Annotated in this window: 13 protein-coding genes; 7 read left to right on the forward strand and 6 right to left on the reverse strand. The window is 65.5% G+C overall.

Features of this window, described 5'->3' with window-relative positions:
* Window positions 1-23: 23 nt before the first annotated feature.
* On the reverse strand, window positions 24-314 hold the full coding sequence (locus AB7290_RS04190) for a hypothetical protein (protein WP_167768151.1): 291 nt from the start codon (window positions 312-314) through the stop codon (window positions 24-26).
* Here AB7290_RS04190 and AB7290_RS04195 point away from each other — a divergent pair.
* Complete coding sequence (locus AB7290_RS04195; RefSeq protein WP_085402683.1) at window positions 247-765, forward strand: hypothetical protein; 519 nt, start codon at window positions 247-249, stop codon at window positions 763-765. The genes AB7290_RS04190 and AB7290_RS04195 overlap by 68 nt on opposite strands.
* A gap of 160 nt (window positions 766-925) precedes the next feature.
* Complete coding sequence (locus tag AB7290_RS04200) at window positions 926-1,399, forward strand: secondary thiamine-phosphate synthase enzyme YjbQ (protein ID WP_085402614.1); 474 nt, start codon at window positions 926-928, stop codon at window positions 1,397-1,399.
* A gap of 62 nt (window positions 1,400-1,461) precedes the next feature.
* On the opposite strand, the gene AB7290_RS04205 is transcribed toward AB7290_RS04200, so the two are convergent.
* Window positions 1,462-3,087 carry an MFS transporter gene (locus AB7290_RS04205; RefSeq protein WP_193560909.1) on the reverse strand — a complete coding sequence of 542 codons (1,626 nt, stop codon included), beginning with the start codon at window positions 3,085-3,087 and terminating at the stop codon, window positions 1,462-1,464.
* A 343-nt stretch (window positions 3,088-3,430) separates the two neighbouring features.
* Between AB7290_RS04205 and AB7290_RS04210 the strand changes: the two genes are divergently transcribed.
* Window positions 3,431-4,102, forward strand: a complete 672-nt coding sequence (locus AB7290_RS04210; protein WP_071917775.1) for a response regulator — start codon at window positions 3,431-3,433, stop codon at window positions 4,100-4,102.
* Window positions 4,103-4,135: 33 nt separating this feature from the next.
* Here AB7290_RS04210 and AB7290_RS04215 read toward each other — a convergent pair whose 3' ends face one another.
* A complete protein-coding gene (locus AB7290_RS04215) occupies window positions 4,136-6,970 on the reverse strand; it encodes an ATP-binding protein (protein WP_085402612.1) in 2,835 nt (944 codons plus the stop codon).
* Window positions 6,971-7,169: 199 nt separating this feature from the next.
* On the opposite strand from AB7290_RS04215, the gene AB7290_RS04220 reads away from it, so the two are divergent.
* From AB7290_RS04220 to AB7290_RS04235, 4 genes are all read left to right on the forward strand, one after another.
* Complete coding sequence (locus tag AB7290_RS04220; protein ID WP_063980781.1) at window positions 7,170-7,589, forward strand: organic hydroperoxide resistance protein; 420 nt, start codon at window positions 7,170-7,172, stop codon at window positions 7,587-7,589.
* Between the two features lie 35 nt (window positions 7,590-7,624).
* Window positions 7,625-8,653, forward strand: coding sequence for an alpha/beta fold hydrolase (locus tag AB7290_RS04225; RefSeq protein WP_085402611.1), 1,029 nt, complete (start codon window positions 7,625-7,627; stop codon window positions 8,651-8,653).
* Between the two features lie 72 nt (window positions 8,654-8,725).
* On the forward strand, window positions 8,726-9,289 hold the full coding sequence (locus tag AB7290_RS04230; RefSeq protein ID WP_085402610.1) for a cytochrome P460 family protein: 564 nt from the start codon (window positions 8,726-8,728) through the stop codon (window positions 9,287-9,289).
* Window positions 9,290-9,306: 17 nt separating this feature from the next.
* Window positions 9,307-10,131, forward strand: a complete 825-nt coding sequence (locus AB7290_RS04235; RefSeq protein WP_085402609.1) for an SDR family NAD(P)-dependent oxidoreductase — start codon at window positions 9,307-9,309, stop codon at window positions 10,129-10,131.
* A 7-nt stretch (window positions 10,132-10,138) separates the two neighbouring features.
* Here AB7290_RS04235 and AB7290_RS04240 read toward each other — a convergent pair whose 3' ends face one another.
* The 3 genes from AB7290_RS04240 to AB7290_RS04250 form a co-directional block, all read right to left on the reverse strand.
* On the reverse strand, window positions 10,139-13,648 hold the full coding sequence (locus AB7290_RS04240; protein WP_085402608.1) for a PAS domain-containing hybrid sensor histidine kinase/response regulator: 3,510 nt from the start codon (window positions 13,646-13,648) through the stop codon (window positions 10,139-10,141).
* 284 nt (window positions 13,649-13,932) lie between these two features.
* Entirely contained in the window at window positions 13,933-15,162 is a 1,230-nt protein-coding gene (hemA, locus tag AB7290_RS04245; RefSeq protein ID WP_071916882.1) for a 5-aminolevulinate synthase, read from the reverse strand.
* Between the two features lie 198 nt (window positions 15,163-15,360).
* Window positions 15,361-16,095 carry a GntR family transcriptional regulator gene (locus AB7290_RS04250; protein WP_085402607.1) on the reverse strand — a complete coding sequence of 245 codons (735 nt, stop codon included), beginning with the start codon at window positions 16,093-16,095 and terminating at the stop codon, window positions 15,361-15,363.
* Window positions 16,096-16,134: the final 39 nt, after the last annotated feature.

Raw genomic sequence — 16,134 nt, forward strand, 5'->3', positions numbered from 1 at the left:
TCGCGTTCTATTATGTATCTGATTTACTTGATGATATTGGCGCGCCCGGCAACGCTGCACACAGCGTGACGCCGCACCGCAGCAGCTCTCTTCATGATCGGCGAATGCGACCACCATTTCGTCCTGCCGGCGGGATCAAAGGGATTGCCGCGATCGTTGATATCGGTGGCGCGTTTTGGGCGGCAGATCGCCTCGCCGCGGTGTAGAATTGAAGAGAGCCACAGAAGCGCCATGGCGGAGAGCGCGATGAGACCAGCAAATTCATCCACAGCATCATGGCTTGCAGCGGCGGTATTCGCCGCGATGATGACCATCGGCGGCGGCCTGGTTACCGCACAGTCCGCGCCCGACAGCGAAAACGGCCGCTACAGCATGACGCCCATCCCCGAAGGCGTGCTGCGGCTCGACACCCGCACCGGCACGGTATCGACCTGCAGCAGGAATGGCGCCGGCTGGGCCTGTTACGCGGTGCCCGACGAACGCACCGCGCTCGACGCCGAGATCGGCCGGCTCCAGGCCGAAGTCGAGAAGCTGAAGGGGCAGATCGCGGCGGGGCCGACCGTGTCCGGCAAGATCGACGAGGCGCTGCCGAAATCCGATCCGCTCAAGAAGGACCCGAAGGTCGCCGAGGGGGACCGCAAGATCGAGATTCCGCTGCCCAGCGACCAGGATGTCGATCGGGTGATGTCGTTCCTGGAAAAGGCCTGGCGCCGGCTGATCGACATGGCCAACCGCGTGCAGAAGGACGTCTCGGGGAAGATTTGAGGACCTCTTCGCGCTATCCATGCGTTGAGCTGCCGTAGGGTGAGCAAAGGCGTTCTTACGCCGTGCCCACCATGTTTCCACCGTGACGTTAGAAGACGTGGGCACGTCGCTACGCGCCTTTGCCCACCCTACGGCGGCATTCCGAGTTGAGAGATCTTTCATGACATCAGGCAAATCCGTCACGCGCTCGGCGCCATCGTCGGTGCAAGCCACCACCGTCGCATCGTCACTGCTGACCGTGCAGACGCCCGGCCGCGGCTTCACGGATCTCACCAGCGAAGCCGCGAAGTTCATCAATGAGGTTCAGGCGCGCGATGGCGCGCTGACGCTGTTCATCCGGCACACCTCGGCTTCGCTGACGATCCAGGAGAACGCCGATCCGTCCGTGCTCGTCGATCTCACCACGTCGCTGTCCAGGCTCGCGCCTGAAAACGGCGGCTGGACGCACGACACCGAGGGACCGGACGACATGCCGGCGCATATCAAGACGATGCTAACCGGGGCCTCGCTTCAGGTCCCGATCCTGAACGGCAAGCTCGCGCTCGGTACGTGGCAGGCGATCTACCTGATCGAGCACCGCAGGCGCCCGCACCGGCGCGAGGTGGTGCTGCAATTCATCGGCAGCAATCACTGATCCCAAAACAAAACCGGCCGCGGAGACCGCGGCCGGTTCGTATTGTCGATCGCTGCTGTCGATCAGGTCGCCTTGATGTCGACGTCCTTGGTCTCGGGCAGGAAGAAGAAGCCGATCACGACGGTAATCGATGCGAAGATGACCGGATACCAGAGACCCGCATAGATATCGCCTGTAGAAGCCACGATCGCGAACGCGGTCGCGGGCAGCAGGCCGCCGAACCAGCCGTTACCGATGTGGTAGGGCAGCGACATCGAGGTGTAGCGGATGCGGGTCGGGAACAGTTCGACCAGCATCGCGGCGATCGGGCCGTACACCATGGTGACGAAGATCACCAGGATGAACAGCAGCCCGACGGTCGCGGCCACCTGCGGACGGAAGATGTCGAACGGATGCGACATCTTCACGATGCCCGCATCGCCCGGCTTCGGATAGCCAGCTGCCTGCACTGCGGCGAGCAGCGCGGGATTGCCGTCCTTGGCGTTGGCGTAGGCGATGTCCTTGCCGTTGACCACCACCTTCACGCCGGAGCCGGCCGGGCCGGGCACGGTCGAGTACCTGACCGACGCGCCCGACAGGTAGGCGCGTGCGGTGTCGCAAGGCGCGCTGAAGACGCGGGTGCCGACCGGGTTGAACAGGTCGCCGCAACCCGCGGGATCCGCCATCACGTCGACCTTTACCGACTCGATCGCCTTTTCCAGCGCCGGGTTGGCGTTGGTGGTGATCATCTTGAAGATCGGGAAGAAGGTCAGCGCGGCGATCAGACAGCCCCCGAGGATGATTGGCTTGCGGCCGATCTTGTCGGAGAGCACGCCGAACACGATGAAGAAGCCGGTGCCGAGCAGCAGCGACCAGGCGATCAGGAGGTTAGCGGTATAGCCGTCGACCTTCAGGATCGATTGCAGGAAGAACAGCGCGTAGAACTGGCCGGTGTACCAGACCACGCCCTGGCCCATCACGCCGCCGAGCAGCGCGAGCAGAACGAGCTTGCCGTTCTGCCAGTTGCCGAAGGCTTCCGTCAGCGGCGCCTTCGAGCTCTTCCCCTCGTCCTTCATCTTCTGGAAGATCGGGGATTCGCTGAGGCGGAGCCGGATCCAGACCGAGATGCCGAGCAGCAGCACCGAGACCAGGAACGGGATGCGCCAGCCCCAGGCCGCGAAATCGGCCTCGCCGATCGCGCTGCGAGTGAACAGGATCACCAGCAGCGACAGGAACAGGCCGAGCGTGGCGGTCGTCTGAATGAACGAGGTGTAATAGCCGCGCTTGCCGTTCGGCGCGTGCTCCGCGACATAGGTCGCCGCACCGCCATATTCACCGCCGAGCGCCAGGCCCTGGGCGAGGCGCAGCGCGATCAGGATGATCGGGGCCGCGATGCCGATGGTCGCCGCATTGGGCAGCAGGCCGACGATGAAGGTCGACAGACCCATGATCAGGATGGTGACGAGGAAGGTGTATTTGCGGCCGACGATGTCGCCGACGCGCCCGAACACGATGGCGCCGAACGGACGGACGAGGAAGCCCGCGGCGAAGGCCAGCAGCGCGAAGATGTCGCGGGTTGCTGGCGGATAGGCCGAGAAGAACTGCGCGCCGATGATGCCGGCCAGCGAACCGTAGAGGTAGAAGTCGTACCACTCGAAGACGGTACCGAGCGAGGAGGCGAGAATGACGAACCGTTCGTCCTTCGTCATTCCTCCCGCGCCCGCTTGAGACACAGCCATTGTCGACATGTTGAGTCGCTCCCCGAAATGCGTTTCCTCGCGCCCCGGATATCCGGTCGTGCCGGATCAACCCAGGTCTTGGCTCCAAGGTAACATCGGCGTGAAACCCGCCCCAATACGACTTTCGGCCTTGCGCACTGACGCGCACCTGACGCCGCGGACCTTTCAATCCGGCACGATCGCGCTCGACCATGGGTTAACCCCGTTCCCGCAAAGGGATAATGCCCACTTGCATGCCACGGCCGGTCGGGAAAGAATTGACCAAGGCCCCGGGCCGGCCTACTGGCCCGGTGTGAATGCCAGCAAGAGAACGATGAGCGCTCCTTCGACCCATCTCGTCATTGCCGATGACCATCCCCTGTTCCGCGACGCGTTGCGGCAAGCGGTGGCGGGCGTCCTGACCTCGGCCAGGATCGACGAAGCGGGATCGTTCGAGGATCTCACCAAGCTGCTGGAACAGACATCCGACGTCGATCTGGTCCTGCTCGACCTCTCGATGCCCGGGATCTCCGGCTTTTCCGGGCTGATCTATCTGCGCGCGCAGTACCCGGCCATCCCGGTGGTGATCGTCTCGGCCTCCGACGACAGCGCCACGATTCGCCGCTCGCTCGATTTCGGCGCCTCCGGCTTCATCCCGAAGCGATTCGGCGTCGAGACCTTGCGCGACGCGATCCTCAAGGTGATGGAGGGGGACGTCTGGGTTCCCACCGACACCGATCTATCGGCTGCCGCCGATCCCGACATGACGCGCCTGCGTGACCGCCTGGTGACGCTGACGCCGCAGCAGGTCCGGGTCTTGATGATGCTGTCGGAGGGCCTCCTCAACAAGCAGATCGCCTATGAGCTCGGCGTCTCCGAAGCCACCATCAAGGCGCACGTCTCGGCGATCCTGCAAAAGCTCGGCGTCGAGAGCCGCACGCAGGCGGTGATTGCCGCGGCGAAGATCGCCGGCGGCCAGTGGAAGCAGGGCACCCCGACGGGATAAGCCCGTCGTTCCGGCGCGCACTGCCAACCTGTGTCACCCCAGGAGCCTTTTGGCGGCCCTGATATCCGCAGTTTCGGAGCCCTCGGCAAAGCCCTCGAGCGCCGACTGCAGCAACCGCTTCGCTTCCTCACACCGGCCACGTTCAGCAAGGAACTCGGCGAGATCGATCGCAGCCCGCAGCTCCCAGGCTTTTGCACCGTTGCGACGGCTCAGTTCCAACGACTGCATCAGGTGGTTTTCGGCCTCTCCACGGTTCGGCTCCGGCAGTGACAGCAACACATTGCCCTTCATGCGCAGCAGCTCGGGCATGTAGAGATGGTCGCCGCCTTGCTCGACGAGGCCGATCGCGTCGTCGATCAGGCGCGCGCTCCGCTCGATCTGCCCGAGCGCCAACAAGCCATGCACGAGTGCGATGTTGAAGGTCGTGGTGAGCAGCTCGTAGCCGGCGTCGTGGAGCTCTCGCAGACAGGCCCGTATCGTCTCGACGCCGCCAGCGGCGTCGCCGCGCCGGATCGCCAGCTCGCCTTTGACGCCGCGGCCGACCGCGAGATAAGGGCCCATCGAGCGCGTTTCGGCATGTGCGATGAAGCGGTCGAGGTTCTCTTCCGCGCCGTCGAGATCCCCGCTCCAGAGATCGATCGAGACCGCCCAGATCAGCGCGATGCAGAGCGTGATCGGATGGTCCATCTGCGCGGCCTCGGTGACCGTCTGCCGCGCCAGTTGCCGCGCAGCCGCCGGCCGGCCCTGCAACCAAAGCTCGCGCGCGAGCGAGATGCCGGCCCGGTTGCGGTGATCGAAGCCGTGGACCGTGCTGATCCGCTCCGTGCCCGGCCCGTGCCAGGCGGCCTCCAGCATGCTCAGGGCGTCGCGATGCTCGCCGGCCAGATGCAAGGAGACACCCAGCAGCGAATGGGCGAGCGCGATGGAGGCGGCATCGCCGAGCGTCTCGGCGACCGTGAGGCTCTGCTGCGCATAACCGAGCGCGGCGTCGAACTGTCCCATCCGCTCATGGAAGATGTGCATGCGGCCGAGCAGCTGGAGCTGGTTCGTCGCGTCGCCGCGCGCCTCGGCGATCGCCAGGCTCCTGCTCAGGGCGGCACGCGCAGCCTCGCTGCCGCCACGCGTGAACATCAAGGTCAATCCGAGGGCGGCCTGGATGTGCATTTCCTCGGCGCTGCCGCGCGAGGGCGGATCGATCGCAAGCAGCGCCCGTTCCGACCAGCGCCGGCATTCGATCAGCAGCGACATGGCGAGAAAGATCGGAGCCGCCGCGGCGGCGAGCGCAATGCCGATGCCGACATCGCCGCCCGTGCCGAAGCACCAGTCCAGCGCGGCGCGCACGTTGTGAAGCGCGGAGAAATGGATCGCGCGTTCGTCGGCGCTCGGCACGGTCGCCCATGTCGTGCCGGCCTGCTCCAGCCATCGCCGGTAGTAGGTTGCGTGGCGGGCGGCAAGCGCGGTCTCGTTCGGCTCGATATCGAGCAGATAGGCGCGCGTCGTGTCGAGCAGACGGTAGCGCATCATGGCGCCGACCGGTCGCGGCGCGACCATCGACTTGGCGACCAGGCTGTCGATGGCATCGAACAGGCGCGAGCGGTCGACGCGCTCGTCCGGCACGATTTCGAGCGCGGCGTCGATGGTGAAGTGACCGGCGAAGACGGCAAGCCGGCGCAGCACGAGGCGCTCGGTGTCGGACAGGAGCCCGTAGCTCCAGTCCAGTGTCGCTTGCAACGTCTTCTGTCGCGGCGGCGCGGTGCGCTGGCCCTGCCAGAGCAGATTGAGGCGTTCGTCGAGCAGTGCGGCCGTCTGCTCCAGGCCGTAGGCCTCGACCCGGCCGGCGGCGAGCTCGATCGCCAGCGCCATGCCGTCGAGCTTGCGGCAGATACCGGCGACGATCGCGGCATTGGCATCGTCGAGCGCGATCTGCGCGCCGCCGGCCATGGCACGTTCGAGGAAGAGCTGAAGCGCGGGATAAGTTTGCGCGGCTGCCGCGGTCAGCCCGGGATTGTCAGGCGGAACGGCGAGCGGCGCCAATCGATAAACCTGCTCGCCCTCGACACGCAGGGCCTCGCGGCTCGTGGCGAGGATATGGACATGGGGCGCCGCGTGAAAGATTTCGGCTGCCAGCGGCGCCGCGGCGGCGATGACGTGCTCGCAATTGTCCAGGATCAGCAGCATCCGCTTGTCCCCGAGATGCGCGAGCAGTGCAGGCAGGGGATCGTCGGTCTGCGCCGGCAAGCCCAGCATCAGCAGAATCGAGGTGATCACGAGATCGGGATCGCTGAGCGCGGCGAGGTCGACGAAATGCGCGGCGTCGGAGAAAGTCTCGAGCAGGTCGTGCGCGATCGCCACCGCAACGGCGGTCTTGCCGACGCCGCCCGGGCCGACGATCGTGACGAAGCGCGAGCCGATGAGCTTGTTGGAGACGGCGGCGACCGCATCGTCGCGCCCGACCATCCGTTGCAGCCGGTTCGGCAGCTTGACGGGTGGTAATTCCGTCCGCTGCGCGGGACGCCGCTCTGCCGCGATTTCCGCGTTCGAGATCGGCGCCACGAAGCAATAGCCGCGGCCGGAGAGCGTGGTGATGTAGCGGGCGCCGTCCTTGCCGTCGCCGAGCGCCTTGCGCAGGGCTGCGACGTGAAAGCGCAGATTGGCTTCTTCGACGGTCAGCCCGGGCCACACCAGCGCCATCAGGTCCCATTTGCTGACGACCTCGTTTGGCCGCGACATCAGCGCGATCAGCGTGTCGAAGGCCTTCGCGCCGAGCGGCAGCGCGACGCCGTCGCGCATCACGAGCCTTTCATGCGATGTCACGGTGAATGGCCCGAACGATTGGGTTCCCGTTGCGGTGCCGGCCGACTCGGTCATGGCGAAATGTTGTCCTTTCAAACGGACCGGATAGCCAGATGATCGCAATCCGGCAAGGCCGCACCTGCATCGGCATCAGACCGCTGATGCAGGCCTTGTGGCGGGACTGTGCGCCGGGGCCTCACAACTTCTCACAAGTCCAAACGGGAGTCCTGCCGCCGCCGCTGCTAGTCAGTTGCGCGACGGCAAGGAGACCTTCATGACGCAAGCGGCAAAATTGCTCTACACGGCCAGCACCCACACCAGCGGCGGACGACACGACGGCATATCGCGCAGCTCCGACGGCCGCCTCGACGTCAAGCTGTCGCCGCCGGGCGGCACAGGCATCGGCACCAATCCTGAGCAATTGTTCGCGGCCGGCTGGTCGGCCTGCTTCGAAGGCGCGATGGAGATCGCTGCCCGCAAGCGCAAGATCGAGCTTCCCCGGAAATGCGCGATCGATGCGGAGATCGATCTCGTGCTCGACGAGGGCGCCTATTCGCTCAGCGCGCGCCTCAACGTCAGCCTGCCGGGCCTCGACCGCGAGATCGCGCGCGGCATCGTCGATGAGGCGCACCAGACCTGCCCTTATTCCAAGGCCGTCCGCGGCAATATCGACGTCACGGTCGCGCTGATCTGACGGACATCACCAACTATCAACAAGGTAGCACCACCATGAAACAGATCATCGACCAGCACCGCCGCAAATTTTTCGGCGTCGCCGCGGGAACCGTCGCCGTCGGTCTCGGTGTCATCGACCTCGCCCGTGCCGAAACGGACGCGCCGAAGTCGTCCGCATCGAATGCGTCGTTCGGTCCGATCAAGCAGATCGACGCCGGCGCCCTCAATGTCGGTTATGCGGAGGCAGGTCCCTCGAACGGTCCCGTGGCGATCCTGTTGCACGGCTGGCCTTACGACATTCACGCGTTCGTCGATGTCGCGCCGATCCTGGCAAAGGCCGGCTATCGCGTGATCATCCCGTACCTGCGCGGCTACGGCTCGACGCATTTCCTTTCCAGCGAGACGCCGCGCAACGGCGAGCCCGCCGCCATGGCCGTCGACATCATCGCGCTGATGGACAAGCTCGACATCAAGAAGGCTGTTATCGCCGGGTTCGACTGGGGCGCGCGCACCGCCGATATCATCGCTGCGTTGTGGCCGGATCGCTGCCGTGCGCTGGTGTCGGTCAGCGGCTATCTGATCTCCAGCCAGGCCGCAGGCAACGCGCCGCTGCCGCCGTCGGCCGAGCTGCAATGGTGGTACCAGTTCTATTTCGCGACCGAGCGCGGCCGAGCCGGATACGAGAAGTACACGCATGATTTCGCAAAACTGATCTGGAAGCTCGCCTCGCCGCAATGGAAGTTCGACGACGCGACCTTTAGCCGGAGCGCTGCGGCGCTGGACAACAAGGATCATGTCGCCATCACGATCCACAATTACCGCTGGCGGCTCGGGCTCGCCCAGGGCGAAGCGAAATACGAGGAGCTCGAAAAGAAGCTCGCCGCAGCTCCGGTGATCAGCGTCCCGACGATCACGATGGAGGGCGACGCCAACGGTGCGCCGCATCCCGACCCCAGCGCCTATGCCAAGAGGTTCTCAGGCCGGTACGACTTCCGCCTGATCACCGGCGGCATCGGCCACAATCTGCCGCAGGAAGCGCCGCAAGCCTTCGCCAAGGCCGTCATCGACGCCGACGGCGCCTGAGCGTTCATTCGATGCCTCGGTCCAGCGCGGCTGGACCGAGGCTATGCCGCGCTCCCAGCATGAAGGAACGTCATGACGTCCATCGAACCTGAAATGAAAAAGCGCTCTTATGCGACGGCTCTCACGCTTGCCGCGCTCCTTCTCGTCGTTCTCCTGACTTGCGTGCCCTACTTGGTCTCGATCGCTCTCGCCGAGGGGCCGGCACAAGGCAACACGGCAGACGCATCGCCGATCTTCGGCGTCACGATTCCTGCGGGTTACAAGCAGTGGGAGCTGATCGCGCCCGCCGAGGAGGCGGCGCCACTCGACGAGCTTCGCGCCGTTGTCGGCAACCAGACGGCAATCGACGCTTATCAGGCCGGCAAGCTTCCGTTCCCCGATGGCACCATTCTGGTCAAGCGCGCGTGGAAGCGGAAACAGTCACCGGAATTCGCATCCGCGACGATCCCCGGCGCGGCCACCACGGTGCAGGTGATGGTCAAGGATTCCAGGAAATATGCGTCCACCGGCGGCTGGGGATTCGGCCGCTTCATCAATGGCAAGCCGGTCGACGAGGCCCAGCACCGCACCTGCTTCACCTGCCACGACGCCCGCGCCAAGAGCCACGACTACGTCTTCACCCGGCTTGCGCCCTGAGCGGTCAGGAGCCCACCGTGTCAAAGATCTGGTTCATCAGCGGCAGCTCACGCGGGCTCGGACGCGCCATCACGGAAGCCGCGCTTGCGGCGGGCCACCGGGTGGTTGCCACTGCCCGGAATCTCGGTCCGCTCGAATCGATGCGGGAACGCTTTGGGGAAAGACTGCGGCTCGCAACGCTCGACGTGACTGACGAGGCGGCCGCGCAAGTGGCCATCGGCCTCGCCGTGGAGGCGTTCGGCGGCGTCGATGTGGTCGTGAACAATGCCGGCTATGGCGATCTCGGATCGGTCGAGGATACGAGCCTGGCCTCGTTCCGTCAGCAGATCGAGGTCAATCTGCTCGGCACCATCATCGTCACCAAGGCGGCGATCCCCGTGCTGCGCCGGCAGCGCCGCGGGCATATCGTGCAGTTCTCGTCCGTCGGCGGACGGATCGGAGCCCCCGCACGCGCGGCCTATTCAGCCGCAAAATGGGGCATCGAGGGCTTTTCGGAATCGCTGGCGCGCGAGATGGCGTTGATCGGCGTGCACGTGACGATCGTCGAACCCGGCGGCTTCCGTACCGGCTTTGCGCAGTCAGCGCATGCGACCGGCGAAGGGCGGGCGGAGTACGATGCCGTCGTTGGCGCGGCCGTCAGGATGCAGCGCGATTATGATGGCCGCCAGCCTGGCGATCCGGCGAAGGCCGCCGCACTTGTGCTGAAGCTCGTCGACATGGACAGCCCACCGCTGCGGATCGCGTTCGGCAGCGACGCCGTGAACGCCATCGCGGCGACGGACCGGCAACGCCTCGACGAGCTCGAGAAGTGGCGCGCGCTCAGCGTCTCGACCGACTACTGACCGCGTCTTACTCCGCCGCCACCATCTGCTGCGTGCGCCACTGTCCCAGCAGGGCGCGGAGCGAAGCCGGCTTCACCGGCTTGTTGAGCACCGCGACATTTTCCTCGCGCGCGGCGACCTGCACCGCGGGGCTGCGGTCGGCAGTGATCAGGATCGCAGGGATGCCGTCGCCGAAGCGGCGGCGGATCTCGCGGATGGCGGCAATGCCGTTGCCGCGGTCGAGGTGATAATCGACCAGCAGGCCGGTGACGCGGCGGCCCGCGCCTTCGATCGCGGCGATCGCGCCCTCGGGGTCGGCGACCGCGATCACCTCGGCGTCCCAGGCCTTGAGCAGCGTGCGCATGCCGTCGAGGATCGCCGCGTCGTTCTCGATGCAGACGATGAGGGCGCCCGAGATCGGCCTACGCGCCAGCGGCGTCGCGCTGGTGACGGCAGCGGTGTGGGTGATCGCCTTGGCTGTCGGCACCGTCACGGAGAAGACCGAGCCGCCGCTCTTGTTGCCGTCGATGGCGATGCCGTGCTTGAGCACGCGTGCAAGACGCTCGACGATCGAGAGGCCGAGTCCAAGGCCGCGGGCGATCCGCGCGCCCTGTTCGAGGCGGTGGAATTCCTTGAAGATCTCGCCGCGCTTGACCGGCGGGATGCCGACGCCGGTGTCGTAGACGCAGATTTTCAGCGAAGGGCCCTGGCGGCGGCAGCCGACCAGCACGCGTCCGCGCGGGGTGTATTTGATCGCGTTGGAGATCAGGTTCTGGAGCAGGCGCCGCAGCAACAGCCGATCGGACTCGACCGGCAGCGAGCAGGGCACGAAGGCGAGCTCGAGGTTCTTGGCGCGCGCGATCGGCGCAAACTCGATCTCCAGCGAGCGCATCAAATCGGCCATCTTGAAGCTCGAAATCGAGGTCGTCATCGCGCCGGCGTCCAGCCGCGATATGTCGAGCAGTGCGCCGAGGATCTCCTCGATCGCCTGGAGCGATTCGTCGATGTTCTCGACCAGCCGCGTCTCCTCGCCGCTGTGCTGGCGCTCGACCAGGCTGGTGACATACAGCCGCGCCGCGTTCAGGGGCTGGAGGATGTCGTGGCTGGCTGCCGCCAGGAATCGCGTCTTGGAGATGCTGGCGTCCTCGGCCGCGCTCTTGGCCAGCGCCAGCTCGGAATTCAGCCGGGTCAGCTCCTCGGTGCGGTCGCGCACCCGCTTTTCGAGCGTCGCGTTGGCGCGCTCCAGCGCTTCGGCGGCCTCGAATGTGGGGGTGACATCGGTGAAGGTGATGACGAAGCCGCCGCCGGGCATGCGGTTGGTCAAAATCTCGATCACCATGTGGCGGTCGGGCAGGCGCTCGAGATAAGGCTCGCCGTCGGTGGTGTAAGCCGCGAGCCGCCGCTCCAGCATGGCTTCGCGCTCGACCGGATTGTCCGGCTCGCTCACACCCATGAATTCCAGGATTTCACGCAATGGCGTGCCGAACTGGATGAAATGCGGCGGCACGTTCAGGAGATCGCCGAACTGCCGGTTGGAGCAGATCAGTTGCAGATCGGCGTCGAACACGGCGATGCCCTGGCGAACATGGTTGAGCGCAGTCTGGAGGATCTCGCGATTGAAATGCAGCGCGGCGTGGGAATCGTCGAGCAGTTTCAGCGCCGCCTTCGCCGAGACCGTCCGCTTGCGCAGCAGCAGCGACATCACGAGCCGCGACGAGGCCGCGCCGATCGAAGAAGCGATCAGGTGCTCGGCGTGCTGCAGCAGCTCGAAATCGGCGGGCGCCCCGGATTCCAGGCGAACATTGCGCCGTACCGAAAATGCCTCGAACGAATGCCGGGCGCGGTCGGGTCCGAGATATTGCGCGACCGTGGTCTGGATGTCCTGCACCGTAACGGTGGTGCGCCAGCGGCGGAAGTTCGGGGAGATCGGCGCGAGCGTGTTGGGTACGAACAGATCGGCTTGCACCAGCTCGATCGAAGATGGCCGCCGCGCCAGCGACAGCAGCACATAGGTCAGGATGTTGAGCGACAGCGACCAGATCACGCCGTGCATCAGCGGCGGCAGGTCGGCGCCGAACAGCGCCTGCGGCCGCAGTGCCTCGATGCCGAACGGGCCGTGCTGGAGCAGCAGGATGCCCGCCGTCGAGGAATCCATGAAGCTCGGGATGAACAGCGTGTAGAGCCACACCGCGAAGCCAACCAGCATGCCGCCGATGGCGCCGCGCGCGGTGGCACGCCGCCACAACAGCCCGCCGAAGAAGCTGGGCGCGAGCTGGGCGATGGCGGCAAAGGAGAGCAGGCCGATCGCCGCAAGCTGGGTGTTGCCGAGCGCGCGGTAGTAGAAATAGGCCATCACCATGATGGCGAAGATCGCAAGCCGGCGCGAGCGCAGCAGGAAGTCGCTGAAATCGGCGCCGCCGGTGCGCCCCTCCGGCCGCCGCTGCAGCACCAGGGGCACCACGAGGTCGTTCGAGACCATGATGGAGAGTGCGACGCATTCGACGATCACCATCGCGGTCGCCGCCGACAGCCCCCCGACGAAGACGGCGACGCTGAGAAGTCCCGCGCCGCCCTCCATCGGCAGCGCCAGCACATACATGTCCGGTTCGACCGCGCCGAACGGAAAGGTGACGAGGCCAGCGAGCGCGATCGGGATCACGAACAAATTGATGGCGACGAGATAGAACGGGAACAGCCAGCGCGCGCGGCTGACCTCGGCATCCGAGGAGTTTTCGACCACGCTGACGTGGAACTGGCGGGGCAGCAGCATGATCGCGCAGAGCGACAGCAGCGTCATGGTGAGGAAGTTGCCGATCGACGGCGAATAGTTGATGGCGCGCACCGCCTCCGGCGTCCTCATCGCGCGCTCGATCAATTCGTGTGGCGAGAACATCCAGAAGGTGACGAAGATGCCGGCGGCAAGGAAGGCGATCAGCTTGATGATGGATTCGGTTGCGACCGCCAGCATCAGTCCGTGCTGGTGCTCGGTGGCGTCGGTCTGCCGCGTGCCGAACAGCACGGCAAAGGCGGCCATCGCCAGCGTCACCATCAGCGCCATGTCGCCGAGGATCGGGATGTGGGAGAACGCCTGGTCCTCGCTCAGGATCGTTTCGAGCGAGGAGGCGACCGCCTTGAGCTGGAGCGCGATGTAGGGCACCGAGCCGATGATCGCGATCAGCGCCACCGTCGCCGCCACCGCCTGGCTCTTGCCGTAGCGCGCGCCGATGAAGTCGGCGATCGAGGTGATGTTGTGCGCTTTCGCGAGCTGGATCACGCGGCGCAGGACGCCGGCGCCGAGCCCGATCATCAGGATCGGGCCGACATAGATGGCGAGGAAGTCGGTCGAGGCGCGGGTGGCGAAGCCGACCGAGCCGAAGAAGGTCCAGGAGGTGCAATAGATCGCCAGCGACAGCGGATAGATCAGCCCGGACGCGCGGCCGCGCCCGGCCGGCGAGCGGCGGTCGCCGTGGCTCGCCACCAGGAACAGGAAGCCGATATAGCCGAAGGCGGCAGCGATCACGCCCCAGTCGTGCAGCATGGCGAGCGCGCTTCTCCCTGGGCGCGGGGGCGCCCGAACTCATTTTCCCTGCAAATCTAGCGCGTTGGGCGGTCGCAAGCGACAGCGAAATGCCGTACCGGGGCGGGAACTGGGGTTGTCGTTAAGGTGCGAGCGGACGCGGATCCCGCTTACCCTCCCTGGAGGGGGAGGGTCGATCGCGCGAAGCGCGATCGGGGTGGGGTGATCTTTCCACACGAGCAGCGTCAGAGGTGGAGAGACTGTCACCCCACCCCGTCTCCCTCCAAGGGAGGGTGGAAGCAGGCCTACTCCGCCGCCAGCGACTTTTGCTTGAGCGGCAGACCCAGGCGGTCCCACACCTGCAAGAGCGCTTCGGCGAGCTGATCGATCAAGCCGTCGTCGTGATAGGGCGAGGGTGTGATGCGCAGGCGTTCGGTGCCCTTGGCCACCGTCGGATAGTTGATCGGCTGAATGTAGATGCCGTGCTGTTCTAGCAGCAGGTCGGACGCCTGCTTGCACTTCTCGGCATCGCCGATGAACAGTGGCACAATATGGGTGTCGCTCGACATCACAGGCAGGCCGGCAGCATTGAGGATCGCCTTGACGCGGGCGGCGCGGTCCTGGTGGCGCTCGCGCTCCCAGTTCGAGGTCTTCAGATGCTTGATCGCGGCGGTCGCGGCCGAGCAGATCGCCGGCGGCAGCGCGGTGGTGAAGATGAAGCCCGGCGCGTAGGAGCGCACGGCGTCGATGATCTGGCCGTTGGCGGCGATGTAGCCGCCGAGGCAGCCGAACGCCTTGGCCAGCGTGCCTTCGAGAATGTCGATGCGATGCATGACGCCGTCACGCTCGGCGATGCCGCCGCCGCGCGGGCCGTACATGCCGACGGCATGGACCTCGTCGACATAGGTCATCGCGCCATATTTCTCGGCGAGATCGCAGATCTTGGCGAGCGGGGCGACGTCGCCGTCCATCGAATAGAGGCTTTCGCAGGCGATCAGCTTCGGCCGGTTCGGACCTGCGGCCTTCAACTTCTCTTCGAGGTCGGCGAGGTCGTTGTGGCGGAACACGACGCGCTCGCAGGCGGACTGGCGGATGCCCTCGATCATCGAATTGTGGTTGAGCTCGTCCGACAGGATCAGGCAGTTCGGAATGAGCTTCGCGATGGTCGCGATGCCGGTCTGGTTCGAGACATAGCCCGAGGTGAACAGCAGCGACGCTTCCTTGCCGTGGAGATCGGCGAGCTCGGCCTCGAGCTGCACCAGCGGATGATGGGTGCCGGCGATGTTGCGGGTGCCGCCTGCGCCGGTGCCGACGCGGGTCGCGGTTTCGACCATGGCGCCGACCACCTTCGGGTGCTGGCCCATGCCGAGATAATCGTTGGAGCACCAGATCACGACGTCGCGTTTGCCCTTCGGCGAGTGCCACAGCGCATGCGGGAACCGGCCGGCGATGCGTTCGAGATCGGCGAACACGCGGTAGCGCCGCTCCGTGTGGAGACGATCGAGGGCGGTATTGAAGAACTGGGCGTAATCCATCGGCAAAACCTAAGACGGAACTGACCAAAAAGGGCGCATCTTCTTAGAGCTTTTCCAGCTCTAGAGTCTATGCGCTATCCCACATTTGGGCATGGGGAGCATTTGGGCAAAATGCCCTATCGTGCGATTTGAAACTTGATCCCGATCAAGTTCGCGCGAGAGGCAATGTTGCTTTGCACCATCGGCGGCGCTGCGGGTCTACCCGGCCTTGGCCTTCTTGCGCGGCTCGCTCCGCGCGTCCTTGACGGCGGCCACCGGCTTTAACCAATCCGAATTGCGCAAGGCATGCGCCACGCAATCATGGATGTGGGTGTGCAGCACCTTGTTCGCGCCCTTGGCGTCGCGCTTCAGCGCCAGCTCTTTCAGCTCGCGATGCTCGGAAGCAGCCATCTCGCCGCGGAACACCACGGCGATCATCTGGTAGCGCAGATAGCGGTCATAGACCGCGGCATGCGCATCGAGCAGCACCTTCGAGCCGCAGGCCGCGACGAGCGCGCGATGAAACTGGAAATCGCACTGTTTCCAGCTTTCCGCATCGGACCGCTCGCCTGACAGCAGCATCCGCTCCATCGCCGCGAGCTTGTGATGCGCCGAGACGATGTGCGCCTCCCAGTCGAGATCGCCGGCCGCAAACGACTTCTCGATCATGTGGCTCTCGAGCAGCTCGCGCAGCTCCGCGATCTCCTGGAATTCGGTTGCCGAGATCGGCGCGACCTCGAAGCCGCGCTGGCCTTCGGCGACGACAAAACCTTCCGAGCACAGCCGGTTCAGCGTCTCGCGCAGCGTCGAGATGCTGGTGCCATAGGCGCCGCTCATCCGCTCGAGCTTCAGCTTCTGCCCCGGCGTCAGCTTGCCGAAGATCAGGTCGGTGCGGATGCGGCGGTAGGCGCTGTCGCCCACCGTCTCGGCTGTCGTGTCGGGAAGGGTGTCCATGCCTCATTCTAGCGCGTTGGACGTGCGTTTTGCCAAATT

Source organism: Bradyrhizobium sp. 613_E4_N2_2, assembly GCF_052075995.1.
Classification (GTDB): Bacteria; Pseudomonadota; Alphaproteobacteria; order Rhizobiales; family Xanthobacteraceae; genus Bradyrhizobium; species Bradyrhizobium barranii.